The organism is Citrobacter sp. GW821-FHT07H02 (genome assembly GCF_059418505.1).
In genome coordinates this window covers 288,170-312,755 of the sequence record NZ_JBWKPZ010000002.1, presented here as the reverse complement: position 1 = coordinate 312,755, position 24,586 = coordinate 288,170, and the positions used below count along the sequence as shown (strand labels likewise).

The following is a 24,586-nucleotide window of genomic DNA, read 5'->3' as shown; positions in this document are numbered from 1 at the left end:
TATCATCTTTGGAACACACACAGTCCGTGCGCAGGTCCCTGCCAGACAGCCGTAATCACTGGATTATCCTCTCCAGCAAATGGAGGAATAGCGCGCCATTCCCCTTCAGGTAAAACGATATCTGTTACCTCAAGCGTGGCGTTTATTGCGATCAGAAAACGACCCGACAGCAAGATTTGCATCTGTTTCGGTCCGTTTTGCCACTCATCCGCACTCAAGGGTTGTGCGTACTGATTAAGCCACTGAACATTGCCGTCGTTCTCTTCCCACCAGCGATCCTGAGTTAACGCAGGGATCTTCTGGCGAAGATGAATCAACGCGGCAGTGAACAGAGTTAACCCACTGTTCGCCTGCTGCCAGTCCAGCCAGGTTAAGGCATTATCCTGGCAGTAAGCGTTGTTGTTGCCATGCTGGCTGTGACCATGCTCATCGCCCGCAAGCAACATCGGCGTCCCCTGAGAGAGCAGTAACGTCGTCAACAGGGCATGAATACTGTCGCGCCGCCGTTCAATCAGGTCTAACGTACCGCCTAATCCTTCTTTACCATGATTGTTACTATAATTGTTGTTGGTGCCGTCGCGATTTTCCTCACCGTTTGCCTCATTATGTTTCTGATTGAAACAAACACAGTCTCTGAGCGTAAATCCATCATGGGCCGTAACCAGATTTACTGTTGCGCTGGGTTTACGGCCATTGCGTTTAAATACATCGCTGGAGGCGGCAAAACGCTGCGCAAAATCACCCGGAGACAAATTGCGTTGCAACCAAAAACGCCGGGCCGCGTCGCGGAAATGATCGTTCCACTCGGCAAACGGTGGCGGGAAATTACCGACCTGATATCCCCCTTCACCAATATCCCATGGCTCAGCAATCAGCTTAATATTTGAAAGCAACGGGCAGTTTTTGATGGCGTTAAACAGCGGCGCATCCTGACGAAACTCAGGCGTACGCCCCATGACGGAGGCCAGATCAAAACGAAAACCATCAACATGGCACGTCTCAACCCAGTAACGTAGGCACTCGCACGCATACTCCACCACGCCGGGATGGCTTAAATTGAGCGTATTACCACAGCCGGTCCAGTTGTGGTAATCACCATCCTCCTTAATCCAATAATAGCTACGGTTGTCGATTCCGCGCAGAGAGAAGAACGGACCGTCGAGATCCAACTCCGCACTATGATTGAGAACAATGTCGAGAATGACTTCAATACCGGCTTTATGCAGCGCTTTCACCGCGTCGCGAAATTCATCGAGCGCAGTCTCCGGGGAGCAGGCATATGCCGGATGAAGCGAGAACATCGCCATGGGGTTATAGCCCCAGTAGTTCGACAGCCCCAGCCGTTGTAAACGCGGTTCACTGGCGAAATGCACCACTGGCAACAATTCCAGCGCGGTTATCCCCAACTGTTTGAAATACGCCACCATCACCGGATGACCGAGCGCCTTGTAGGTGCCGCGAATCTCCTCCGGGATCCCCGGATGCAGATACGTCAGCCCCTTCACGTGCGCCTCGTAGATCACCGAATTGCCCCACGGCGTGCGCGGCGGGGCATCGTCTTCCCAGTCATAATGGTCGGCCACCACCACGCATTTTGGCGCGAAGGCGGCGCTGTCACGGCGATCCGGTGCGTCATATCCGCCATGCAACTCGGGATGATCTTTCAGATCGCCTTCCACCCGGCGGGCATAAGGGTCAATCAGCAATTTCGCCGGATTGAAAAGCAACCCCTGTTCAGGCTGCCACGGACCGTACACTCGATAACCGTAACGCAGACCGGGCCTGGCATCGGCCAGATAACCATGCCATACGTCACCGCTCCGCCCCGGTAGTTCATAGCGCTTCTCGCTCCCCTGCGCATCGAAAACGCACAGTTCTACGCGCGCGGCATTCACCGAAAAGAGCGTAAAGTTAACGCCATGACCGTCGTAGGTTGCGCCATTCGGCGTGGCGTTACCGATGGCCAGTTGGCTCATTCCCCCTCCCGCATCAGCCAGATGGTGGCTAACGGCGGCAAGGTTAGGCTCAGTGAGTGCTGGCGACCGTGACTGGCAATTTCATCGCTTTGTACGGCTCCGCCATTGCCGGTATTACTGCCGTGATAGTGCATGGAGTCGGTATTCACTATCTCGCGCCATTTCCCCGGCTGATTAATGCCGAAGCGATAGCCAGGACGTGGGACCGGCGTAAAGTTGCTGGCGACAATAATTTCGTTACCGGCTTTGTCCCGACGGGCAAAAATCAGCACCGAACGTTCGTTGTCGTCCACCACCAGCCATTCGAATCCATACCCATCAAAATCAACCTCATGCAGCGCTTTATGGTGACGGTAGGTGTGGTTCAGATCGCGGACCAGGCGCTGGACGCCGTGGTGCCAGTTGTCGCCGCCTTCCAGCAAATGCCAGTCAAGGCTGGCGTCGTGGTTCCATTCGCGACCCTGGGCAAACTCATTACCCATAAACAGCAGTTTCTTGCCAGGGAAAGCCCACATCCAGCCGTAATAGGCACGCAGGTTGGCAAATTTCTGCCAGGCGTCGCCAGGCATGCGATCAAGAATGGATTTTTTGCCGTGGACCACTTCGTCATGCGACAGTGGCAGAACAAAGTTTTCGGTGTAGTTGTACAGCATGCCGAAGGTCAGCTTATCGTGATGATACTGACGATGGACCGGATCCAGCTTCATATAGTCCAGCGTGTCATGCATCCAGCCGAGGTTCCATTTGAACCAGAAGCCCAGCCCCCCCATGTCCTGCGGGCGAGAAACCCCCGGAAAATCCGTAGACTCTTCCGCCATACTGACCGCGCCGGGCACCTGTTCGCCCAGAATACGGTTGGTATTGCGTAAAAATTCGATCGCTTCGAGGTTTTCGCGACCGCCATATTCGTTGGGGATCCACTCGCCTTCTTTGCGGCTGTAGTCGCGATAAATCATCGACGCGACGGCATCCACGCGCAGCGCATCAATCCCGAAACGTTCAATCCAGTACAAGGCGTTACCGACCAGATAGTTACTGACTTCGCGGCGACCGTAGTTGTAGATCAGCGTGTTCCAGTCCTGATGGTAGCCTTCGCGCGGGTCGCTGTGTTCGTACAGGTCGGTGCCGTCAAACTCTGCCAGGCCAAAGTCGTCTGACGGGAAATGCCCCGGCACCCAGTCGAGGATGACGTTCAGCCCCGCCTGATGCGCGGCATTGACGAAGTAACGGAAGTCGTCGCGCGTACCAAAACGACGCGTCGGCGCATACAGGCCGGTAGGCTGGTAGCCCCAACTGCCGTCAAACGGGTGTTCATTAATCGGCAGTAACTCAATATGCGTGAAGCCCATCCACTTCACGTAAGGAATCAACTGATCTGCCAGCTCACGATAACTGAGCCAGAAATTATTGTCGGTGTGACGGCGCCAGGAGCCGAGATGCACCTCATAAATGGAGATGGGCGCGTCGAATTGATTGGCCTGTTTGCGCGCCTCGCTCTGGACGACCTTTTCCGGCAAACCGCAAATGAGCGACGCCGTCTCCGGGCGCATTTGCGCCTCAAACGCATAGGGGTCAGCTTTAACGCGCAGGCGGCCATGTGCGTCGATCATTTCGTATTTATACAGCTGACCATTTTGCGCACCGGGGATAAACAGCTCCCAGATGCCGCTCTCTTTGCGCAGACGCATTGGGTGGCGACGACCATCCCAGTAGTTGAACTGCCCGACCACCGAGACGCGCCGGGCGTTAGGCGCCCAGACGGAGAAACGCGTACCGGTAACGCCGTCCATCGTATCTGCATGCGCCCCCAGGGTTTCATACGGACGCAGATGGGTGCCTTCAGATAATAACCAGGCATCCATTTCCTGGATTAGAGGGCCAAAGCGATAAGGATCATCAATCAGATTCTGTTGCCCATGCCAGACAACAGCGAGTTGATAGCGGAAGACATTTTTACGCCGGGGCATTACGCCGCAAAAGAAACCCCGTGAGTCGAGGCATTCCAGATTGCCGACTTTACGCCCGGTTTTAGGTTCGATCACCCACACTTCGGTGGCGTCAGGTAATAGGGCCCGAACTTCAAGGCCAGCGTCAGTTTGATGCATACCGAGTACGGAAAAAGGATCCGCAAAGTGGCCTGCAATAAGCGCATTAATCACGTCTCTATCGATACGAACGGACATGGTTGTCATCCTGTTTTATGGTATCGCCCCTTCCAACTGATCTTCGACATCAGGTAGCGACACTTCTTTGACCTGAACGGCGCAGCACAATGTGCATCCTTTCTGCTCCGTCCTACCTCCAGGCAAGGTCTAAATACGCACCGTATTTAGCCACCCTTAAAGAATAGCCAATGCTTTATCTAACTCCTGGTAAATAATGAAACATCGCGCTTACTCCTGTATTACGCAAAAAAGGGGTGACTCAGCACCCCTGTATATTTAACACACTGTTAGGCCAACTGACGCAGCATTCTGCGCAGCGGTTCTGCAGCGCCCCACAGCAGTTGATCGCCGACGGTAAAGGCTGACAGGAACTCGGGTCCCATGTTCAGCTTACGCAGACGCCCTACTGGTGTGGTTAGCGTGCCGGTAACGGCCGCCGGGGTTAACTCACGCATGGTAATTTCACGATCGTTAGGTACTACTTTCGCCCACGGGTTATGGGCCGCCAGCAGTTCTTCCACGGTCGGAATAGACACATCTTTTTTGAGTTTAATGGTGAACGCCTGGCTGTGGCAGCGCAGCGCGCCCACGCGCACGCACAGGCCATCAACCGGGATCACAGAAGCGGTGTTGAGGATCTTGTTGGTTTCCGCTTGTCCCTTCCACTCTTCACGGCTCTGGCCGTTATCAAGCTGTTTGTCGATCCACGGGATCAGGCTGCCCGCCAGCGGTACGCCAAAGTTATCCACCGGCAGATCGCCGCTACGGCTCAGGGTGGTGACTTTACGTTCGATATCGAGGATCGCAGAAGAAGGGGTCGCCAGTTCCTCGGCCACATGACCATACAAATGGCCCATCTGGCTCAGCAGTTCGCGCATATGACGTGCGCCGCCGCCAGAAGCGGCCTGGTAGGTCGCGACAGAAACCCAGTCAACCAGATCGTTGGCGAACAGGCCGCCAAGCGACATCAGCATCAGACTCACGGTGCAGTTGCCGCCGACGAAGGTCTTAATGCCTTTGTTTAAGCCGTCGGTGATGACATCCTGGTTAACCGGGTCGAGAATGATGATGGCGTCGTCTTTCATACGCAGTGAGGAAGCGGCATCAATCCAGTAACCCTGCCAACCGCTTTCACGAAGCTTTGGATAGATTTCGTTGGTATAATCGCCGCCCTGACAGGTCACAATGATGTCGAGCGCCTTCAGCGCTTCCAGATCAAACGCGTCCTGAAGCATGCCGGTGGAGGTCGCACCAAACGTCGGTGCCGCCTGCCCGAGCTGGGAAGTAGAAAAGAAAACAGGGCGAATGGCGTCGAAGTCGCGCTCTTCAACCATGCGTTGCATGAGTACAGAGCCGACCATACCGCGCCAGCCGATAAAACCAACATTTTTCATAGCGTTTTTTTCCTGCAGAGATGTGTGCTGTGTATGTGTGCCAGTATCCTGCGGCACATCCTTCACCATACAAAAAGCAGCCAAAGTCGCAAGTGAAATTAATCAATGATAGCGAAGCCATCAGTAATGCGACTTATCCCGCTGCGCAAACAAGCAGAAAGTCCGTATTGATTATCTGGGAATTTGACTTATGAATGAAATCATTTCGGCGGCAGTTTTGTTGATCTTGATTATGGATCCGCTCGGAAATCTGCCCATTTTTATGTCCGTACTGAAACATACCGAACCCAAACGCCGACGCGCAATTATGGTTCGCGAGCTGTTCATTGCGCTGTTGGTGATGCTGATATTCCTGTTTGCGGGCGAGAAAATTCTGGCATTTCTTAACCTGCGTGCAGAAACCGTGTCAATTTCCGGGGGCATCATTCTGTTCCTGATCGCCATCAAGATGATTTTCCCCAGCGCGTCAGGCAACAGCGCCGGGCTTCCGGCGGGTGAAGAGCCGTTTATCGTGCCGCTGGCGATCCCGCTGGTTGCAGGCCCGACGATCCTGGCATCGTTGATGCTGTTATCGCACCAATACCCGAATCAGATGGGGCATCTGGTGATTGCCCTGCTGATCGCCTGGGGCGGAACATTTGTGATTTTGCTGCAATCGTCGCTGTTTTTGCGCCTGCTGGGCGAGAAAGGGGTTAACGCGCTGGAGCGTCTGATGGGGCTGATTCTGGTGATGATGGCGACCCAGATGTTCCTGGATGGCGTTCGGATGTGGATGAAGGGGTAACATTGTGCCGGGTGGCGCTTGCGCTTACCCGGCCTACGGTGTCGATATGTGCTCGTGTGTAGGCCCGGTAAGCGTAGCGCCACCGGGCAATCAACAACGTGAATGTGTTTTTAAGAAACACCTCAAGCATTTAAGTCGCTGAAAAAACGTATTTTCATTTCTGCGAAGCGCCTTCCGGAATACCCTCTTGTCAGCCTCGCGGATAAGCATTATCTTCTCGCTGCACCTGCAAAATCAGGTGCCAGAATTAGCCTTCTGAAAATCATACTGGCGACATATACTCCTATGTCGTGCGACCGGTTTCGTCTCAATGGCGGACCGGGCGGGGGCGTCGTAAGACGCGCCGGTATCCAGTATGACCGGTAAGGCTAACTCCGCTCGGTTCCGCCACCCGCGAGATTAGCCTCTCCGGTGGTGGTTTAAATAAAACATACTGGAGGCTGCCTTATGGCTACTACCCCTCTCTTTTCACACGCTTTATTTACCCTGCCCTTTAGCCATGCCACGGATTTCACCGAGCTGGCGGATAACTGCGAGCGTTTTGTCGAAGGGCTTGTAGAATGTCATGACCCGGTTGAAAAACTGGCGATTTGCGCGCGTCTGTCGGCCTGTCTCGCGTTATTGCAACCGACGCTGACGGAACCCGTACCGCAACACCTGCAAGCCAGCCTGACGGTGGAAACATTACCGACCCGTTCTCCCCTATTCGAGCCTGAACCCGATCAAATGGGACGTTACTGCCAGTTATTAACTCTCTTACTGATGAGCAAAACGCTTTCTGATGATATGGAACGGGTTGCAGGTGATTTGCTACAGGATCTGGTGGGGTATTTCGCCGATACGCTGAAAGCGCCGCGTTGGTTGAAAACCGAGAATGGTGTGGTGATGCTGTAAAAAAGCCGGGTGGCGCTCGCGCTTACCCGGCTTACGGTCTGAATATATGCACGAATCCAGGCCCGGTAAGCGCAAGCGCCACCGGGCATCGGACTCAGCTCAGAAGCTGGAACGCAATCATACCGACAATCGCGCCGACGGTGCCGAGGATGGTTTCCATCATCGTCCAGGTCTTCAACGTTTGTGCTTCGGTCGCACCGGTAAACTTACCGAACAGCCAGAAACCGGCGTCGTTAACGTGACTGACCACGATTGAACCACCCGCGATGCAGATAGACAGAGCCGCCATCTGCGCACCAGAGAAATTCAGTTGTTCAATCACCGGCATCACCAGACCCACCGCCGTTAGGCAGGCTACGGTAGCAGAACCCTGAATGATACGGACCGCCGCCGCCAGCACGAAGCAGGTAATGGCAATCGGTAAGCCCATACCGGTCAACGCTTCGCCCAAAGCAGGACCCACGCCAGAATCGACCAGTACCTGTTTGAACACGCCGCCTGCACCAATCACCAGCAGGATAATCCCCGCCGGTTGCAGCGCATGGCCGCAAATTTCCATCACTTTGTCTTTCGGCATGCCCTGACGCATTGCCAGGCCGTAAATCGCCACCAGACACGCCACCAGAATCGCGGTGAACGGATGACCAATAAATTCAAACCATTGGTAAGCGTCGGACCCGACCGGCACAAAGCGTGCCGCGATAGTTTTAAACCCGACCAGCACCAGCGGCAGCAGGATCAGCGACAGGCTAAAGCCGAAGGACGGCATTTTGCCCTCGCCCAGATGCGGTTCGGTAATGTCATCAGGAATATTCAGCTCGACATAACGGCTGATGAAATTGCCCCACAGCGGCCCGGCGATAATCATGCCGGGGATTGCCGCGCACAGGCCAATCAGGATCATCCAGCCAAAATCGGCGTGCATTTGAGAAGCCAGCAGCATCGGCGCAGGCCCTGGCAACAGAAATGCGGCGGCGGCAGCCACACCCGCAAACAGCGGGATCACCAGCTTCACAAGGTTGGTGCCGGTGTGACGCGCCATAGAGAACGCAACGCTAATCAGCAGGACGATCGCCACCTCAAAGAATAGCGGCAGCGCGCAAATCAGACCCGCCAGACCAATCGCATAATGCGCCCGGCTGTGGCCGAAAGATTTGAGCATTTTGACGGCGATCTGATCGACTGCCCCGGTTTCATGCAAAATCTTGCCGAACATGGCTCCCAGGGCGACCACAATCGCCAGGAAGCCCAGGGTTCCCCCCATTCCCTTTTCCATCGTCGCTGCGATTTTGTCGAGCGGCATTCCGGAAAAGAGACCTGCACCAATAGACACCACCATCAAAGCAACGAAGGCGTGCATACGCGCCTTCATCACTAAAAACAACAGCAGTAAAACAGACCCTACTGCTGTTAAAACAAGCGTTAATGTACTCACTACTTACTGCCTTTGTTAATAACCTCAACGGTGCTTGCGACAACACCTTCCAGTGGCTGATCGATATTTACCACCAGGACATCGCTCTCGTCAGCGCCCGGTTCTTCCAGTGTTTCAAACTGGGTCACCAACATCTGCGTTTTAAAGAAGTGGCCTTTACGCGCCTTCAGGCGGTTTTCGATCACGTCAAAGTCCCCTTTCAGATAGATGAAAGAGAGGTTCGGGTTACCGTCGCGCAGCAGGTCACGGTAATGTTTTTTCAAGGCGGAACAGACGATCAGCGAAACCTTGTTGGTGCGCTGCATCGCGAACGCAGCATCATTCAGCGCCTGTAACCACGGTTTACGGTCGTCGTCATTCAGCGGCTCGCCGGACGCCATTTTCGTGATGTTGCAGCGCGGATGGAGAAAATCGCCATCAAGAAACGCGGCATTCAGTTGATGCGCCACTTCGCTGGCGACAGCGGATTTGCCGCTGCCTGATACGCCCATCAGAACGTAAACGTGGTGATCATGGTTAGTCGTGCTCAAAGTGGGCCCCCACAGTACAAGGTTCAGAGAATTGTTACGGGTAACTGTTATCGGTAACATTGTCCGGCCGGACAAATAGAGAAGCAATATCCATTCGTGCCAGAAGTGAATAAGTGTGAGCTACTTCAAACTTGTTGGGCTAAATAGATCCGCCCGGTGACAAGGTGAAACCTAAATCTAACATTTTAGGTGTCACTGTTTCGCCACGAATGCGCGCCAGCAGACGTTCTGCACCAATGCTGCCCATTCGCTCACGTGGCGTGAGTACGCTGGCCAGACGGGGTTCCATCACCTGACCGATATCATGTCCGTGGAAACCGGCGATCGCTATATCATCAGGAATTTTGAGGCCTAAACGCTGGCACTCAAACGCCGCACCGACAGCCAGGTCATCGTTGGTACAGAACACGCCATCCAGTTGCGGATATTCGCGTCTTGCCTGACGAATCAGCTCAATACCGGCAGAGTAAGAGGAAGACTGTTCCACCATCACGCTGTAAGGCACCAGACCAGCATCCAGCATCGCCTGTTCGTAGCCCTTCTGTTTGATGATAGTACGTTCGTCGAGACGCGCCCCCAGATAGGCGATATGGCGATGCCCCCGCGCGATAATCGCGGCAGTCATCTGGCGCCCGGCTTCAAAGTTGTCAAAACCCACCGCAATGTCCAGGCACGGAGACTGGCTGTCCATCAGTTCGACAACCGGAATACCCGCCACCTCAATCATCTTCAGGGTACGCGCCGTGTGGGTACGCTCAGTGAGGATCAGGCCATCGATGTTCCACGACAGCATCGATTCCAGACGCTCCTGTTCCATCTCAGGTTTATAGCCATAGTGCGCCAGCATTGTCTGATAACCGTGAGCATCAGTAACGCTTTCAATTCCGCGTAATACTTCAGCAAAAACCTGGTTGGTGAGAGAGGGTAACAGCACGCCGATTGCACGGCTGGTGGCGTTAGAAAGGATATCAGGAGCACGATTGGGAATATAACCCAGTTCATCAAGTGCAGCAGCAATCTTGCCCCGCAGCGCAACAGAGACCTGCTCTGGATTACGCAAAAAACGGCTGACCGTCATTTTGGTCACGCCCACGCGGTCGGCCACATCCTGAAGTACGGGTCTTTTCTTTTTCATCGTCCTGAAAGGTACAAAAAGGGGATCATTCCCCTGAGTTTATCACGGACTTGCAAAATTAATGACAAACGATGAAGGCCGGATGGCAACGCTCACGCGTCTTATCCGGCCCAGGTAAAGTGATGACGTGTATTTTTATACTGGCGGCAGATCAAACAACAACACTTCGCTGTCGCTGTCGGCATGAATAGAGATTGCCTGCTCATCCCAGATTGCCAGACCGTCACTGGTCGACGCCTGAGTGCCGTTAATGGTGACATTACCTTTCACCACCTGGATCCAGACGCGGCGCTCTGCGGAGATCTGATGCACTGACTGCTCATCTTTCAGCAACGCCCAGCGATACAGCTCCATATCCTGATACACCTTCAGCGAACCGTCACGCGCATCCGGCGACAGCACCAGTTGCTTGCCCTGTACGGCATCAAAACGACGCTGTTCGTAGCGTGGCGTAATCCCGTTTTCCTGCGGCATGATCCAGATCTGATACAGATGCAGCTTCTCAGTGTCGCTCGGGTTGTACTCCGAGTGACGGATCCCCGTCCCGGCGCTCATGATCTGAAATTCGCCCGCCGGAACCTGCTCTTTATTGCCCATACTGTCCTGATGTTCAACCGCGCCTTCCAGAACATACGTCAGGATTTCCATGTCTTTATGGGGGTGAGTTCCAAAGCCCTGACCGGCTTCAATCACGTCATCGTTGATGACACGCAGCGCCGAGAATCCCATAAAGTTCGCGTCGTAATAGTTGGCAAACGAGAAGGTATGCCAGGAATCCAGCCAACCATGATTGGCATGGCCACGGTCGTTTGCTTTACGTAAGTAGATCATTGTATTCACCCCCAGATGTTTTCGATGGACTCAGTGTGGACCCAATCCTTCTGCGATCATAGAGGGTGAAAATTGACTCCTCTGTTCAAAAATTATGAACAAATACAGAGGAGCCGATTTTACTTATCTGGCGAGGGTAATCGTCGCTGGAGAAGCCTGTTCGAATGCGCGTTCGAGGATTTCCAGATTGGTGAGAACGTCAGATTCCTTGACGTAGTTCGGTTTGCCGGTGGTTAACGTCTCATACAACGCATCATAGACGCGCCCGTAGTCACCGGGCTCTGGCGTCATCTCTTCTCTTACGGTGATTCCGTCTTCGTTCACATACTCCAGTCGACCAACCGAATCGTCAGCCGCAAATCCGGGTTCGCCGGGCATGATATTGGCCTTCAGGCTGGTTTCCTGCTGGTCGATACCATATTTCACAAACGAGCCTTTCGTCCCGTGGACGATAAACTTCGGATACTCTATTTTCACCAGATGACTGGTTTTGACGATGGCTTTGAGGTTGCCGTAAAAGAGGTGCGCTTCAAAGGTGTCATCCGGGTTAGCGCAGTTGCGCACGCTACGGATGTCGTAGGCCACATGATCCGGTCGGCCAAACAGTGAGATGATTTGGTCCAGGGTATGCACGCCAAGACCGTAAAAGGCACCATCCTGCGGTAAACCGGGTTTGGTTTCCGCCACCGGACGATAGTAGTCAAAGTGACTTTCGATTTCCACGATGTCGCCCAGCTTGTCGCTTTCGATCGCTTTTTTGGCGGTCAGGAAACAGGCATCAAAGCGACGATTCTGGTACGGCGTAATGGTCAGCCCTTTGCTTTTCGCCAGTTCAAACAGCGCTTTCGCTTGCGCCAGCGTCGGGGTAAACGGTTTTTCAACCAGCACGTTCTTCCCGGCTTCCAGTGCGCGCCTGGCGTAATCGAAGTGGCTGTCAGCATGGGTACATACGATCACCAACGTCACCTGCGGATCGTTAAACACGTCATCGAGATCACTGGTGAAATGGATGTGGGAGTACTGCGGATACTGCTCCTCCGGCTTCGCGCTGCGACGATAGATATGTGCAACGTGCCAGCGGTCTTTACGATGGAGGACATACGGAAGGTGGTAGCGAGTGGTACTTTTACCGAACCCGATGAATGCGCAGTGTAAGGTCATGAAAGCGTCCTTTTGACGGTGATTGCATACACCATAGCGCAAAGCGGAGAGGGACAAAACATTGAACGTTGTAGGCCGGATAAGCGCCAGCGCCATCCGGCAACAGCCGTGCAGCGCCGGATGGCGGCGTTACCTTATCCGGCCTACAAAACACAGATGCCCACACACCACTTTCACAAATGCCCGCGCCTCGGGCGTCAGTGGCGCAGGCAGATTATTCACAGCCTGCGCGCAGCAACCGGAGCGTACTTAATGTACGTGAGGATTATTCGCTTCGCTCACCCCTTCGGGACCGCACTAAAGTGCGTTCAAAACGCAATGCGTTTTGTGCGAGCACAGCCCGGGATTAAGCTGGCAAGCAAACTAGCCCGAAACACACTAAAAAAAAAGCCAGCGATACGCTGGCTAAAATAATACTGGAAGCAATGTGAGCAATGTCGTGCTTTCAGGTTCTCCGCATGGGTTTCCCTGAACGCACGGCAATAATAATCATTATCATTCGCACTTGTCCAATACTTTTTGCAAAAAAAGACGGTTGACTCAAATTTCAAAGTCAATGATGTTTAACAGGACATTTACCCCACAGAGGACGAAGGAATGAGTGACATTGTGATACGCCATGCAGAACCGAGAGATTACGACGCAATCCGTCAAATCCACGCCCAGCCAGAGGTGTATCACAACACGCTACAGGTTCCTCATCCATCCATGGAAATGTGGCAGGAGCGACTAGCCGATCGCCCCGGCATCAAACAACTGGTTGCCTGCATTGATGATATTGTGGTGGGGCATCTCTCCATTGCGGTCGCCCAGCGCCCGCGCCGTAGCCATGTCGCCGATTTTGGTATTTGCGTCGGTGCGCAGTGGCAAAATCGCGGCGTCGCCAGTGCGCTGATCCGTACCATGATCGACATGTGCGACAACTGGCTGCGGGTGGATCGCATCGAGTTAACGGTGTTTGTCGATAACGCCCCGGCGATCGCGGTGTACAAAAAGCAGGGATTCGAGATTGAAGGCACCGGGAAGAAATACGGTCTGCGCAATGGTGAGTATGTGGATGCGTATTTTATGGCGCGGGTGAAATGATGTTTGCCCGGTAGGCGTAGCGCCACCGGGCATTTCAAATCAATATCCTGCCGTTAAATCATCGACTGAACGCGGGTCTGACGCGCCATACAACGCGCCATCCGGTCCCACCATAATGCTCTGGGTGCTGCCCATCGCCTCTTTCAGCACGACTTTCTGCCCCTTTTGTTCCAGCAATTTGACGGTATCCGGGCTAAACCCTTTCTCCACGCGCAACTCATCCGGTAACCACTGATGATGGAAACGCGGCGCATTGGTTGCTTCAGCGACGTTCATTCCGAAATCGACACTGTTGACCACCATTTGCAGCACAGTCGTGATAATTCGGCTACCGCCAGGGCTGCCGGTCACCAGCCAGGTTTTGCCGTCTTTCACCACGATGGTTGGCGACATGGACGACAGCGGGCGTTTCTTCGGCCCCACCGCATTGGCATCGCCGCCCACCAGACCGTAGACGTTTGGCACCCCCGGTTTGGCAGAAAAGTCGTCCATCTCGTTATTGAGCAGAATCCCGCTGTTTCCGGCCACAATCCCGGTGCCAAACGTGGTGTTCAGGGTGTAGGTCACCGCCACGGCGTTACCGTCTTTATCCACCACTGAGAAGTGAGTGGTCTGGTTACTTTCGTACGGTGCAAGTTTACCCGGTTTTATTTCGCTGGACGGCTTAGCTTTATTGATATCTATCTGATCAGCAATGGATTTTGCATACGCCTTATTCGTCAACGCCTGCCACGGCACCTTCACAAAATCCGGGTCGCCGAGATATTCCGAGCGATCGGCATAGGCATGTTTCTCGGCTTCCGCCATCACCTGCATGGCGTCCGCGCTGCCGAATCCGTATTTCTTCATATCGAAGTTTTCAAGGATATTAAGGATCTGCACGATATGAATACCGCCGGAGGATGGTGGCGGCATGGAGAAGACCTGATAGCCACGATAGTCGCCGCCGATCGGCGTGCGTTCCACCGCTTTATAGGCCGCCAGATCGTCTTTGGTCATCAACCCGCCGTTCTTCTGCATCTCTTGTGCAATCTGGTCTGCTATCGCCCCTTTATAAAAGGCATCCGGGCCGTTTTCCGCAATCAGTTCCAGACTTTTCGCCAGATCTTTTTGCACCAGTTTGTCACCCTTTTTCAGCGGCTCGCCGTCTTTCCAGAAAATCGCTTTACTGTTCTCATGATTAGGGATCACTTCGCTGCCGTAGGTTTTCAGATCGTCGGCCAGCGCATCGTTAACGATAAACCCCTCTTCCGCCAGTTTCATTGCCGGGCGCACCACTTTGTTCAGCGGCATCGTGCCGTATTTCTCCAGCGCCAGCGAGAAGCCCGCGACAGTTCCCGGCGTACCGGAAGCCAGATGCGAGGTCAGCGATTTATTGCTGTCGGGATTGCCCTGATCATCGAGGAACATGTCACGGGTGGCACCGGCAGGCGCCATTTCACGAAAATCGATCGCCGTGGTATTACCGTCTTTGGTGCGCAGCAGCATAAATCCGCCACCACCTAAATTACCGGCCTGCGGATGGGTGACGGCCAGCGCGTAGCCCACCGCCACTGCGGCATCCACGGCGTTACCGCCCTGCTTAAGAATATCGACCCCCACCTGGGTGGCCATCGCATCCACTGAAGCCACCATCCCCTGCGTCGCCCGCACAGGATGGAACACATCCTCTTCAACGCCGTATGACACCGGAGATGGCGCTGGCGGCGCAGCAACAACACTAAAGCAGCTTCCTGACAGCAGAGCAGCAAGCGCTACCCGGCGAAAAAACGTCGGTTTCATCATTATGATTCTCCAGAAGTTCCGGGGTCAGCCCCCCACTAATCCTGGTGCATAACTCTGAAATAACCATCGTTACGGTAAGAAAGGAGTAAACTTAAGAGATCCCCCCAGAGGAGGAAAGACGATGAAACGGTTCTTAATTTTAACGGCGCTGCTGCCGTTTGCTGTTTTTGCACAGCCCATCAACACCATGAATAACCCGAACCAGCAAGGTTATCAGATACCCAGTCAGCAACGCATGCAGACGCAAATGCAGTCGCAGCAAATCCAGCAGAAAGGGATGCTCAACCAGCAGTTGAAAACACAAACTCAGCTTCAACAACAGCATCTGCAAACGCAGATGAACAATAACACCCAGCGAGTCCAGCAAGGTCAGGTACGCGAACAACCGTTACCGAATACCAACGGCGGTATGCTGAACGGCGGAACAGTTCAGGACAGCGGTCAGCAACATATGCTGCCGCAGCGTCAGAATGGCGATATGCTTAATAATTCGCAGCGGTAAAGTCCGGACCAATAACGTCGATCGCATCGGTGCAGATGCAGTTCACCCCCCAGCGCAGCAATTGTGCGGCGCGCTGGGGTTTGTTGACGGTGTAGACCAGAATCTTCAGCCCCGCCTCGCGCAGGCTCTCGACCCGCGCTTCATTCAGCAGATGATGATTAAGATGAATGGAGACGCACTCCAGTCGCGTGGTCAGTTCACGCCAGTTATCACGCCACTCATCCAGCAACAGGCCACGCGGTAATTCCGGCGCGGCCCGTTGCGCGGCTTCCAGCGCATCAATTTCAAACGAAGAGAGTAGCGGCGGCGTCATATCCGCCCACAGCGCGCGCGCTGCCAGCGCCACCACTTTTCCCGTCAACGGCCCGGTGCCGGTGGTGGGTTTAATTTCGATATTGGCCATCATGCCGTATTTCCGGCAGCGCTCCGCCACCTGTGCGAGCAACGGTAACGGTTCGCCTTTGAACTCGCCGCTGAACCAGCCGCCCGCATCCACGCGCAAGAGGTCCAGCCAGGCCAGCTCCCCCGCCACGCCCCAGCCGTTGCTGGTGCGCTCGAGATTGTCATCATGCAGCAGGAAGATTTCGCCGTCTTTCGACAATTTAACGTCAAATTCGATCATGGTGTGCCCATAACGCGCCCCCACGTCAATGGCCGCCAGGGTGTTTTCCGGAGCCAGTTTGCCGCCGCCGCGATGGGCTGCAACGTGGGGGTAAGGCCAGTTACTCATAGTCGTTGTCCTGTTTCACCATCAAAAAGATGCAAATGATTGTCCGGCAGATGGAGCCACAGCGTGTTGCCAGCCGTTGGACGCTCCTGATGCGCGAGGCGCACCACCAGCTTCTGCTCGCCCCAGCGACCGTGCGCAAGGTTATCCGCGCCCAGCATCTCCAGCGTCTCCACCACCAGCGGCACGCCGCCTTCTGCCTGCGAGCTTAGCGCAATATGCTCCGGGCGGATACCGAGGGTCATTTTACGCCCGGCGTGTTGGCGATGCGCGCCGTTAAGCGGCAGTGCGAGGCCGCCTTCCAGCTCAAAGTGAGTGCCTTCGCTGTTGAGTCGCCCCGCCAGCAGATTCATCGCCGGGCTGCCGATAAAACTCGCCACAAACAGGCTGGCGGGTTTTTCGTAGACTTCCACCGGCGTACCGATTTGCTCGGCAATACCGTTATTCATCACCATCACCCGCTGGGCGAGGGTCATCGCTTCCACCTGGTCATGGGTGACGTACAGTGAGGTGGTTTTCAGGCGGCGGTGCAGTTGTTGCAGTTCAAGACGCATCTGTACGCGCAGTTTGGCATCGAGGTTAGAGAGCGGTTCATCGAACAGGAACACCGCCGGGTCGCGCACGATGGCGCGCCCCATCGCCACACGCTGGCGCTGGCCGCCGGAAAGCTCGCGCGGGCGACGTTTGAGCAAACCGTCCAGTTCCAGAATGCGGGCGGCCTCTTTAACGCGTTCAGCAATCTGACCTTTGTCCATTCCACGGATCTTCAGCCCCCACGCCATGTTCTCTTCCACGCTCATATGGGGGTAGAGCGCGTAGTTCTGGAACACCATCGCAATGCCGCGATCTTTCGGCTCCAGTTCGGTCACACACTGGCCGTCGATCCAGATCTCCCCGCTGGTCGCCCGCTCCAGCCCGGCGACCATTCGCAGCAGCGTCGATTTCCCACAGCCGGAAGGCCCCACCATCACGATAAATTCACCGTCTGCCACTTCCAGCGTCAGCGGTTTAATGACCTGGGTTTTGCCATCCCAGCTTTTGGTTACTGCCTGTAATGTTAATCCAGCCATCTTATTTCTCACTGTCCACTAAACCGCGTACGAAGGCACGCTGCATCACTAAAACAACCACCACCGGTGGGATAAGCGTTAACAACATTGCCGCCATCACATGATTCCATTGAGTCGTGCCTTCGCCGGTGGCGATCATCCCCTTAATACCCGCCACGGCGGTGCCGAGATCAACATCGGTGATAATCAGCAGCGGCCACAGATACTGGTTCCAGCCGTAGATAAAGGTGATCACGAACAGCGCTGCGAGGTTGGTTTTCGACAACGGGAAGACAATGTCACGAAAGAAGCGCATCGGCGAAGCGCCGTCGATGCGCGCCGCTTCCACCAGCTCATCCGGCAACGTCATAAAGAACTGGCGGAACAGAAAGGTCGCGGTGGCCGACGCCATCAGCGGCAGCGTCAGACCGGCGTAACTGTCGAGCATTTTCAGGTTGGCGATCACTTCCACCGTCGGGAAAATACGCACTTCAACCGGCAGCATCAGGGTGATAAAAATCATCCAGAAAAACAGGTTACGCAGCGGAAAACGGAACCAGACGATAGCGAACGCCGAGAGCATCGAAACCGTGATTTTGCCCACCGTGATGCTGAACGCCATCACAAAGCTGTTGAGCATCATCCGCCAGAACGGCGCGCTGTTCACACCGACGCCGTTGATCCAGATGGTGTGCATATTTTCCAACAGATGCCTGCCGGGGATCAGCGTCATCGGCGCGGCAAACACCGCCTGGTCATCCAGCGTCGCCGCCACAAACGCGACATACAGCGGGAAGAGGATCACCGCGATCCCCAGAATCAACATGGTATGGCTGAATATTGTCAGCCACGGACGGTTCTCAATCATTGGTAGCGCACCTTACTTTCGACATAGCGGAACTGCACCACCGTCAGCACAATGACAAGGAACATCAGCACCACCGACTGCGCGGCGGAAGCTGAGAGATCCAGCCCGGTAAAACCTTCACGGTAGATCTTATAGATAAGCGTCGTCGTCGCCTGCACCGGTCCCCCGGCGGTGGCCGCGTCGATCACCGGGAAGGTGTCGAAGAAGGCGTACACCAGATTGACCACCAGCAGGAAGAAACTCACCGGCGCAATCAGCGGCAGGGCGAGCTTAAAGAAGCGGCGAATCGGGCCTGCGCCATCAATGGCCGCCGCTTCGATAAGCGATCGAGGAATGGATTGCAGCGCGGCATAGAAGAAGAGGAAGTTGTAACTAATCTGCTTCCAGACAGAAGCGAACACCACGAGGAACATCGCCTGACCGCTGTATTGCGCGTGGTTCCAGTCGTAACCAAACTCGGCGAGAAAATGGGTGATCAGTCCGCGACCGGGGTTAAACAGGAAGATCCACAGCACGGCGGCCACTGCGGGCGCAACAGCGTAGGGCAGCAACATCAAGGTTTGATAAATACGGCTACCGCGCACGATATACTCCACCAGCGCGGCGAAGAACAGCGAGACCAGCAGGCCGCTGACGGTGACCAGGGTGCTGAATTTTATCGTCGTCCAGAAGGAGTCGAGATAGTAGCTGTCATGAAACAGCGCGACGAAGTTCTCCAGCCCAACGAACCGGCTGGAGAAACCAAACGGATCGACGCTTTGTAGGGAATACCACAGCGCTTCACCCGCAGGCCAGATAAAGAAAATAAGGGTGATAACCAACTGCGGAGCGACCAACAAATAGGGCAACCAACGCGAGCGGAACACCGGACGGGATGAAGACATAAGGGGTTGATTCCTGAACAACGCCGGATGACGCTACGCTTATCCGGCCTACAGGTTCGTGTAGGCCGGGTAAGGCGAAGCCGCCACCCGGCATTTCACTCATTAAGATTTCGTTGACTGTTCAAAACGACGCAACAGCTGATTTCCGCGCTCAACGGCGGAGTCCAGCGCCTGCTGAGGGGTTTTCTTGCCGGTCCACACGCTTTCCAGCTCTTCATCCACAATGGTGCGGATTTGCGGCATATTGCCCAGACGCAACCCTTTGGTGTACGGCAACGGCGGTTTGTTCAGCATCTGACGCGTCGCGATATCTGAGCCAGGGTTCTTATCGTAGTATCCCTGTTCGCGGGTCAGGTCATACGCTGCGGTGGTGATCGGCAGATAGCCGGTCTTTTGGTGCCACTCAGCCGCATTTTCCGGCTGCGCCAGGAAGTTGAGGAATTTCGCCACACCGGCGTAGGTCTCTTTGTCTTTACCCTGCATCACCCACAGGCTCGCCCCGCCAATGATGGCGTTCTGCGGCGCGCCTTTCACATCACCATCGTATGGCATCATGCCGACGCCGTAATTGAATTTGGCATATTGACGAATGTTGGCAAGCGATCCGGACGAGGCCGTCGTAATGGCGCAATCCCCGTTGTAGAACTTCTCGGTGGACTCATCTTTGCGACCCACGTAGCTGAAATCGCCCTTCTTGTTCATCTCCTGCAGCAGCGCAATATGTTTCACCTGCTCCGGTTTGTTGAACTCCAGCACCGCGTCCGCGCCGTCAAAACCATTGTTTTTAGTCGCAAAGGGTAAACCGTTCCAGGCGCTGAAGTTTTCCAGTTGGATCCAGCCCTGCCAGCCGCTGGCGTAACCACACTTCATACCCGCCGCTTTCAGCTTCTCGGTATAGGCCGCCAGATCCTGCCAGGTTTTCGGCGGCTGCTCCGGATCTAAGCCCGCTTTTTTGAAGGCATCTTTGTTGTAGTAGAGCACCGGAGTCGAACTGTTGAACGGCTGTGAAAGGAGGTGCCCGCTTTTACCATCGGTGTAATAACCGGAAACCGTCGGCACAAACTGCGATTCATCAAAGCTGATGCCCGCATCTTTAAACACTTCATAGACCGGTTTAATCGCCTTCGACGCCATCATGGTGGCGGTGCCGACTTCATAGACCTGCAAAATCGCCGGGGCGTTACCGGTACGGAATGCCGCAATACCTGCACTCAGGTTCTGTTCGTAGTTGCCCTTGTAGACGGGAACCACTTTGTAATCCGGGTTGGCGGCATTGAAACGTTGCGCCAGAGAATCAACTTCTTTACCTAACTCCCCTTCCATTGAATGCCAGAATGGAATAGAAGTCACTGCCAGTGCCTGGCCAGCCAATGCCAGGCTGAGCGCCAGTCCTAAGGCTGTATGTCGTAACGGTTTCATTGATTATCTCTCTTGTTATTTCGAATGCGCGATTTCACGCGTTTTATGTTCGCGGAAGTAACATGACATGCTCGAATTACAAAAAAATAACGTTTTGATTACAAAAAAAAGATAGTAAGGCGTCAGTGGGATGGCAAGACGATGAAGGCACGGTGACAGGAAAATGGGAGCTGAGGCACGTATAAGCCAAATAAAAAGCCGGGTGGTGGCATCACCTTACCCGGCCTGGGATTCATGACATCGCGGTATTACCCGCCCAGATAGGCGCTTCTTACCGCTTCATTCGCCAGTAGCGCATCGCCGGTATCGGATAGCACCACATGACCGTTTTCGAGCACATAGCCGCGGTCGGCAAGCTTCAGCGCCTGGTTGGCGTTCTGCTCAACGAGGAAAATGGTCATCCCCTGCTCGCGCAGTTGTTCGATGGTGTCGAAGATCTGCTGAATGATGATCGGCGCAAGACCCAGCGAGGGTTCGTCCAGCAGCAGCAGGCGCGGGTTGCTCATCAGCGCACGACCAATTGCCAGCATCTGCTGTTCACCGCCGGACATGGTGCCCGCACGCTGAATGCGGCGCTCATGCAAACGGGGGAACAGTTCGTACACCCACTTGATGCGCTGCTGGAACTGGTCGCGTTCGGCAAAGAAGCCGCCCATCGCCAGGTTCTCTTCCACGGTCATGCGTGAGAAGACGCGACGCCCTTCCGGAACAATCGCCACCGCTTCGCGCATGATCTTCGCCGTCTGCCAGTCGGTAATATCTTTGCCGTCAAACACAACCCGCCCGCTGGTCGCACGCGGATCGCCGCACAGCGTCCCCAGCAAGGTGGTTTTCCCTGCGCCGTTCGCGCCAATCAGGGTGACGATTTCACCCTGATTGATGTGCAGGCTCACCTCGTGCAACGCCTGAATTTTGCCGTAGTGGGCGCTGACCTTGTCAAAGGACAACATGACTTTATCCATCTTATGCGTCACCACCATTATGCTTCACCTAAATAGGCGCGGATCACGTCCGGGTTGTTACGAATTTGCTCCGGCGTCCCGTGCGCCAGCGGCGTTCCCTGATTCACCACATAAATGCGATCAGAGATGCCCATCACCAGCTTCATATCATGCTCAATCAGCAAAATCGTGGTGTTGTGATGGTTACGCAGTTCAGCAATCAGCTCGTCCAGCTCTTTGGTCTCTTTCGGGTTCAGACCCGCCGCCGGTTCGTCAAGCATCAGGATCTCCGGTTGCGTTACCATACAGCGGGCGATCTCCAGACGGCGCTGATCGCCGTACGCCAGGTTACTGGCCTGACGGTTGGCGTGCTCCAGCAAACCAATACGCTCCAGCCAGCTCGCCGCGCGGTCCAGCGCTTCGCTCTGGGCGCGGCGGAAGGATGGCGTTTTGAACAACCCCGAAAAGACGCCGGTTTTCAGCTGTTGATGTTGTGCTACCAGCAGGTTTTCAATCACCGTCATTTCACGAAACAAACGCACATGCTGGAAGGTACGCACCACGCCCATACGGGCAATTTGCTGGCCCGGCAGCCCTTCCAGATGCTGGTCACGTAATGTGATGGTGCCGCCCGTGGGTTTATAAAAACCGGTCAGACAGTTAAAGACCGTGGTTTTGCCCGCACCGTTCGGACCAATCAGGGAGACGATTTCCTGCGGGTGCAGCTCCAGGTTGACGTTATTCACCGCCAGCAAACCGCCGAAGCGCATCATCAGACCGTTAACAGATAATAATGGCTGACTCATGCCTGCTCTCCTTTCGGTTGCCCGTTTTTCAGTTTCAACTGTGGACGGGTCATCGGCAGCAAGCCCTGCGGACGCCAGATCATCATCAGTACCATCAAGCCACCCAGCATCAACATGCTGTATTCGTTGAAGTCACGCATCAGCTCGCGCGAAACCACCAGCAGAATAGCCGCCAGGATCACCGCAAACTGCGACCCCATGCCGCCCAGAACCACAATCGCCAGCACAAACGCCGATTCGGCAAACGTGAACGACTCCGGACTGACAAAGCCCTGGCGCGCGGCGAACAGCGTTCCGGCAAAACCGGCAAACGCGGCGCTGATGGTAAAGGCCGTCAGCTTGATACGCGTCGGGTTTAAGCCCAATGAACGACAGGCGATTTCATCTTCACGCAGCGCTTCCCATGCGCGGCCCAGCGGCATACGCAGCAGACGGTTAATCACGAACAGTGAGAACACCACCAGCAACAGCGCCACCAGATAAAGCCAAATCACGCGGTCGGACGGGTCATACTTCATGCCGAAGAAGTTACTGAAAGTGTCCCAGCCACCTTCACGGGCGGTGCGACTGAACTCCAGACCAAAAAAGGTCGGTTTCGGGATCTGGCTGATGCCGTTCGGGCCGCCGGTCACTTCGGTGTTGTTGAGCAGCAGAATACGGACGATTTCACCAAAGCCCAGGGTGACAATCGCCAGATAGTCGCCGCGCAGACGCAGCACCGGGAAACCGAGCAGGAAGCCCGCCGCCGCAGAAACCAGCCCCGCCAGCGGCAAACAGGTCCAGAAGCCGAGGCCGTAATAGTGGTTCAGCAGCGCGAAGGTGTAAGCGCCGATAGCGTAAAAGCCGCCATAACCCAGCACCAGCAGGCCAGAAAGCCCGACCACCACGTTCAACCCGAGACCAAGGATGATGTAAATCATGGTCAGGGTGGCGATATCCACCGTCCCGCGCGACACCATAAACGGCCACGCCACGGCGATAACCAGCAATGCCACAAGGAACAGCTTCTGTTTGGCGGTTGAACCGTCAATGGCCGGCAGAATAAATTTCGGCCCGGAGACGCTCTTCAGCCCCTTCTGTAATGTCGGGCGCAGCATCTGGAAGATAAAGACCACCGCCGTGCCGATAAACACCCACTGCCAGCGGATGTCGCCCGCAGTGTCGACCACCAGTTTAGTGCCATCCAGCTCTAACTGGACGCCCATAAAAACGCTCGCCAGCACGAAGAACATCGCGGCAGAGAGCAGCGCCATCGCAAAATGCATCGGTTTCATACTTTCTCTACCTCCGGACGACCCAGAATACCGGTCGGCATCACCAACAGCACCAGAATCAGCAGGGCAAACGACACCACATCTTTGTATTCTGTACTCAGGTAGGCAGAGGAGAGCGCTTCGGCAACGCCGAGGATCAGGCCGCCGATCATGGCACCTGGAATGCTGCCGATACCGCCCAGTACCGCCGCGGTGAAGGCTTTCATCCCGGCCATAAAGCCGATGTACGGGTTGATGACGCCGTAAAATTGTCCGAGCAGCACACCCGCCACCGCCGCCATCGCCGCGCCGATCACAAAGGTCAGCGCAATCACACGGTCAGTATTAATCCCCAGCAGACTCGCCATTTTCAGGTCTTCTGCGCAGGCGCGACAGGCGCGGCCCATACGGGAATAACGGATGAACAGCGTCAATGCCAGCATCGCCACGAAGGTGACAATCCAGATAACCAGCTGCATGGTGGTGATGCTGGCAGAGAAGTTCTCGCTGGACCCGACAACCCACTGGCCGTTGAACAGGCTTGGCAGCGCCACATCGCGCGACCCTTCGGTCAGGCTGACGTAGTTTTGCAGAAAGATGGACATCCCGATGGCGGAGATCAGCGCAATCAGGCGCTTGGAGCTGCGTACGGGCCGATAGGCCACCCGCTCGATACTCCAGCCATAGGCGCTGGCGATCACAATGGCGCCAACAAACCCGGCGGCCACCAGCAGCCAGCCGGTATCAATGCCCATCATCATTAGTGCGGCAATGATCATAAAAGAGACATAGCTGCCGATCATGTACACCTCGCCGTGGGCGAAGTTGATCATGCCGATAATGCCGTACACCATCGTGTAACCGATAGCGATCAGCGCGTAGGTGCTTCCCAGCGTGACGCCGTTAAACATCTGCTGCAGAAAATAGAGAAACTGCTCGGACATAAGACTACCTTTCTCAT

At 55.0% G+C, this 24,586-nt stretch carries 22 protein-coding genes; 4 read left to right on the top strand and 18 right to left on the bottom strand.

The genetic code is table 11. The annotated features are described in order from the left end of the window. Positions 1 to 2: 2 nt before the first annotated feature. The 3 genes from glgX to asd all read right to left on the bottom strand — a co-directional run bounded on the left by glgX (position 3) and on the right by asd (position 5,535). A complete protein-coding gene (gene glgX / locus AC07NP_RS04580) occupies positions 3 to 1,976 on the bottom strand; it encodes a glycogen debranching protein GlgX (protein ID WP_494659712.1) in 1,974 nt (657 codons plus the stop codon). After that, positions 1,973 to 4,159 (bottom strand): 1,4-alpha-glucan branching enzyme, encoded by a 2,187-nt coding sequence (gene glgB, locus AC07NP_RS04575; protein ID WP_203359709.1) that lies wholly within the window; start codon positions 4,157 to 4,159, stop codon positions 1,973 to 1,975. The genes glgX and glgB overlap by 4 nt, the downstream gene beginning before the upstream one ends. 269 nt (positions 4,160 to 4,428) lie before the next feature. Further along, positions 4,429 to 5,535, bottom strand: coding sequence for an aspartate-semialdehyde dehydrogenase (gene asd, locus AC07NP_RS04570; protein WP_276293612.1), 1,107 nt, complete (start codon positions 5,533 to 5,535; stop codon positions 4,429 to 4,431). 190 nt (positions 5,536 to 5,725) lie between these two features. Between asd and yhgN the strand changes: the two genes are divergently transcribed. After that, positions 5,726 to 6,319 (top strand): NAAT family transporter YhgN, encoded by a 594-nt coding sequence (gene yhgN / locus AC07NP_RS04565; protein WP_494659711.1) that lies wholly within the window; start codon positions 5,726 to 5,728, stop codon positions 6,317 to 6,319. A 447-nt stretch (positions 6,320 to 6,766) separates the two neighbouring features. Then, positions 6,767 to 7,213 (top strand): hypothetical protein, encoded by a 447-nt coding sequence (locus tag AC07NP_RS04560; RefSeq protein WP_494659710.1) that lies wholly within the window; start codon positions 6,767 to 6,769, stop codon positions 7,211 to 7,213. Between the two features lie 94 nt (positions 7,214 to 7,307). On the opposite strand, the gene gntU is transcribed toward AC07NP_RS04560, so the two are convergent. The 5 genes from gntU to AC07NP_RS04535 all read right to left on the bottom strand — a co-directional run bounded on the left by gntU (position 7,308) and on the right by AC07NP_RS04535 (position 12,305). Then, a complete protein-coding gene (gntU, locus tag AC07NP_RS04555) occupies positions 7,308 to 8,648 on the bottom strand; it encodes a gluconate transporter (protein ID WP_192614253.1) in 1,341 nt (446 codons plus the stop codon). Next, positions 8,648 to 9,178: a gluconokinase gene (gene gntK, locus AC07NP_RS04550; RefSeq protein WP_276293610.1), complete on the bottom strand. Its 531-nt coding sequence runs from the start codon at positions 9,176 to 9,178 to the stop codon at positions 8,648 to 8,650. Before gntK ends, gntU begins: the two co-directional genes overlap by 1 nt. A gap of 139 nt (positions 9,179 to 9,317) precedes the next feature. Next, positions 9,318 to 10,313, bottom strand: coding sequence for a gluconate operon transcriptional repressor GntR (gene gntR / locus AC07NP_RS04545; protein ID WP_494659709.1), 996 nt, complete (start codon positions 10,311 to 10,313; stop codon positions 9,318 to 9,320). A 135-nt stretch (positions 10,314 to 10,448) separates the two neighbouring features. Then, complete coding sequence (gene yhhW, locus AC07NP_RS04540) at positions 10,449 to 11,144, bottom strand: quercetin 2,3-dioxygenase (RefSeq protein ID WP_494659708.1); 696 nt, start codon at positions 11,142 to 11,144, stop codon at positions 10,449 to 10,451. 123 nt (positions 11,145 to 11,267) lie between these two features. Further along, positions 11,268 to 12,305, bottom strand: coding sequence for an oxidoreductase (locus AC07NP_RS04535; RefSeq protein WP_494659707.1), 1,038 nt, complete (start codon positions 12,303 to 12,305; stop codon positions 11,268 to 11,270). Positions 12,306 to 12,902: 597 nt separating this feature from the next. Between AC07NP_RS04535 and yhhY the strand changes: the two genes are divergently transcribed. Further along, complete coding sequence (yhhY, locus tag AC07NP_RS04530; RefSeq protein ID WP_494659706.1) at positions 12,903 to 13,391, top strand: N-acetyltransferase; 489 nt, start codon at positions 12,903 to 12,905, stop codon at positions 13,389 to 13,391. Positions 13,392 to 13,430: 39 nt separating this feature from the next. Here yhhY and ggt read toward each other — a convergent pair whose 3' ends face one another. Then, positions 13,431 to 15,176, bottom strand: a complete 1,746-nt coding sequence (gene ggt, locus AC07NP_RS04525) for a gamma-glutamyltransferase (RefSeq protein ID WP_494659705.1) — start codon at positions 15,174 to 15,176, stop codon at positions 13,431 to 13,433. Between the two features lie 121 nt (positions 15,177 to 15,297). Here ggt and AC07NP_RS04520 point away from each other — a divergent pair, with 121 nt between their 5' ends. After that, complete coding sequence (locus AC07NP_RS04520; protein ID WP_494659704.1) at positions 15,298 to 15,678, top strand: DUF2756 family protein; 381 nt, start codon at positions 15,298 to 15,300, stop codon at positions 15,676 to 15,678. On the opposite strand, the gene ugpQ is transcribed toward AC07NP_RS04520, so the two are convergent. The 9 genes from ugpQ to livH all read right to left on the bottom strand — a co-directional run bounded on the left by ugpQ (position 15,659) and on the right by livH (position 24,569). Beyond that, positions 15,659 to 16,408, bottom strand: coding sequence for a glycerophosphodiester phosphodiesterase (gene ugpQ, locus AC07NP_RS04515; protein ID WP_494659703.1), 750 nt, complete (start codon positions 16,406 to 16,408; stop codon positions 15,659 to 15,661). The genes AC07NP_RS04520 and ugpQ overlap by 20 nt on opposite strands. After that, the gene (locus AC07NP_RS04510) at positions 16,405 to 17,475 is read right to left on the bottom strand and encodes a sn-glycerol-3-phosphate import ATP-binding protein UgpC (RefSeq protein WP_494659702.1); all 1,071 of its coding nucleotides are present in this window, start codon (positions 17,473 to 17,475) and stop codon (positions 16,405 to 16,407) included. The genes ugpQ and AC07NP_RS04510 overlap by 4 nt, the downstream gene beginning before the upstream one ends. Position 17,476: 1 nt before the next feature. After that, positions 17,477 to 18,322 carry a sn-glycerol-3-phosphate ABC transporter permease UgpE gene (gene ugpE / locus AC07NP_RS04505; protein ID WP_203359697.1) on the bottom strand — a complete coding sequence of 282 codons (846 nt, stop codon included), beginning with the start codon at positions 18,320 to 18,322 and terminating at the stop codon, positions 17,477 to 17,479. Next, the gene (gene ugpA / locus AC07NP_RS04500; RefSeq protein WP_203359696.1) at positions 18,319 to 19,206 is read right to left on the bottom strand and encodes a sn-glycerol-3-phosphate ABC transporter permease UgpA; all 888 of its coding nucleotides are present in this window, start codon (positions 19,204 to 19,206) and stop codon (positions 18,319 to 18,321) included. The genes ugpE and ugpA overlap by 4 nt, the downstream gene beginning before the upstream one ends. Positions 19,207 to 19,308: 102 nt before the next feature. Further along, a complete protein-coding gene (ugpB, locus tag AC07NP_RS04495; RefSeq protein ID WP_276293601.1) occupies positions 19,309 to 20,625 on the bottom strand; it encodes a sn-glycerol-3-phosphate ABC transporter substrate-binding protein UgpB in 1,317 nt (438 codons plus the stop codon). A gap of 248 nt (positions 20,626 to 20,873) precedes the next feature. Then, positions 20,874 to 21,587 (bottom strand): high-affinity branched-chain amino acid ABC transporter ATP-binding protein LivF, encoded by a 714-nt coding sequence (gene livF, locus AC07NP_RS04490; protein WP_494659773.1) that lies wholly within the window; start codon positions 21,585 to 21,587, stop codon positions 20,874 to 20,876. A gap of 17 nt (positions 21,588 to 21,604) precedes the next feature. After that, the gene (gene livG / locus AC07NP_RS04485) at positions 21,605 to 22,372 is read right to left on the bottom strand and encodes a high-affinity branched-chain amino acid ABC transporter ATP-binding protein LivG (RefSeq protein WP_192614236.1); all 768 of its coding nucleotides are present in this window, start codon (positions 22,370 to 22,372) and stop codon (positions 21,605 to 21,607) included. Beyond that, positions 22,369 to 23,646 (bottom strand): branched chain amino acid ABC transporter permease LivM, encoded by a 1,278-nt coding sequence (gene livM / locus AC07NP_RS04480; RefSeq protein WP_203359694.1) that lies wholly within the window; start codon positions 23,644 to 23,646, stop codon positions 22,369 to 22,371. The genes livG and livM overlap by 4 nt, the downstream gene beginning before the upstream one ends. Then, entirely contained in the window at positions 23,643 to 24,569 is a 927-nt protein-coding gene (livH, locus tag AC07NP_RS04475) for a high-affinity branched-chain amino acid ABC transporter permease LivH (protein WP_192614234.1), read from the bottom strand. The genes livM and livH overlap by 4 nt, the downstream gene beginning before the upstream one ends. Between the last annotated feature and the right edge of the window lie 17 nt (positions 24,570 to 24,586).

What these genes read in the sequence shown, in the direction of transcription:
- glgX (WP_494659712.1), bottom strand. Translation starts at nt 1,976, where the DNA reads ATGAGCCAACTGGCCATCGGTAACGCCACGCCGAATGGCGCAACCTAC.
- glgB (WP_203359709.1), bottom strand. Translation starts at nt 4,159, where the DNA reads ATGTCCGTTCGTATCGATAGAGACGTGATTAATGCGCTTATTGCAGGC.
- asd (WP_276293612.1), bottom strand. Translation starts at nt 5,535, where the DNA reads ATGAAAAATGTTGGTTTTATCGGCTGGCGCGGTATGGTCGGCTCTGTA.
- yhgN (WP_494659711.1), top strand. Translation starts at nt 5,726, where the DNA reads ATGAATGAAATCATTTCGGCGGCAGTTTTGTTGATCTTGATTATGGAT.
- AC07NP_RS04560 (WP_494659710.1), top strand. Translation starts at nt 6,767, where the DNA reads ATGGCTACTACCCCTCTCTTTTCACACGCTTTATTTACCCTGCCCTTT.
- gntR (WP_494659709.1), bottom strand. Translation starts at nt 10,313, where the DNA reads ATGAAAAAGAAAAGACCCGTACTTCAGGATGTGGCCGACCGCGTGGGC.
- yhhW (WP_494659708.1), bottom strand. Translation starts at nt 11,144, where the DNA reads ATGATCTACTTACGTAAAGCAAACGACCGTGGCCATGCCAATCATGGT.
- AC07NP_RS04535 (WP_494659707.1), bottom strand. Translation starts at nt 12,305, where the DNA reads ATGACCTTACACTGCGCATTCATCGGGTTCGGTAAAAGTACCACTCGC.
- yhhY (WP_494659706.1), top strand. Translation starts at nt 12,903, where the DNA reads ATGAGTGACATTGTGATACGCCATGCAGAACCGAGAGATTACGACGCA.
- ggt (WP_494659705.1), bottom strand. Translation starts at nt 15,176, where the DNA reads ATGATGAAACCGACGTTTTTTCGCCGGGTAGCGCTTGCTGCTCTGCTG.
- AC07NP_RS04520 (WP_494659704.1), top strand. Translation starts at nt 15,298, where the DNA reads ATGAAACGGTTCTTAATTTTAACGGCGCTGCTGCCGTTTGCTGTTTTT.
- ugpQ (WP_494659703.1), bottom strand. Translation starts at nt 16,408, where the DNA reads ATGAGTAACTGGCCTTACCCCCACGTTGCAGCCCATCGCGGCGGCGGC.
- AC07NP_RS04510 (WP_494659702.1), bottom strand. Translation starts at nt 17,475, where the DNA reads ATGGCTGGATTAACATTACAGGCAGTAACCAAAAGCTGGGATGGCAAA.
- ugpE (WP_203359697.1), bottom strand. Translation starts at nt 18,322, where the DNA reads ATGATTGAGAACCGTCCGTGGCTGACAATATTCAGCCATACCATGTTG.
- ugpA (WP_203359696.1), bottom strand. Translation starts at nt 19,206, where the DNA reads ATGTCTTCATCCCGTCCGGTGTTCCGCTCGCGTTGGTTGCCCTATTTG.
- ugpB (WP_276293601.1), bottom strand. Translation starts at nt 20,625, where the DNA reads ATGAAACCGTTACGACATACAGCCTTAGGACTGGCGCTCAGCCTGGCA.
- livF (WP_494659773.1), bottom strand. Translation starts at nt 21,587, where the DNA reads ATGGATAAAGTCATGTTGTCCTTTGACAAGGTCAGCGCCCACTACGGC.
- livG (WP_192614236.1), bottom strand. Translation starts at nt 22,372, where the DNA reads ATGAGTCAGCCATTATTATCTGTTAACGGTCTGATGATGCGCTTCGGC.
- livM (WP_203359694.1), bottom strand. Translation starts at nt 23,646, where the DNA reads ATGAAACCGATGCATTTTGCGATGGCGCTGCTCTCTGCCGCGATGTTC.
- livH (WP_192614234.1), bottom strand. Translation starts at nt 24,569, where the DNA reads ATGTCCGAGCAGTTTCTCTATTTTCTGCAGCAGATGTTTAACGGCGTC.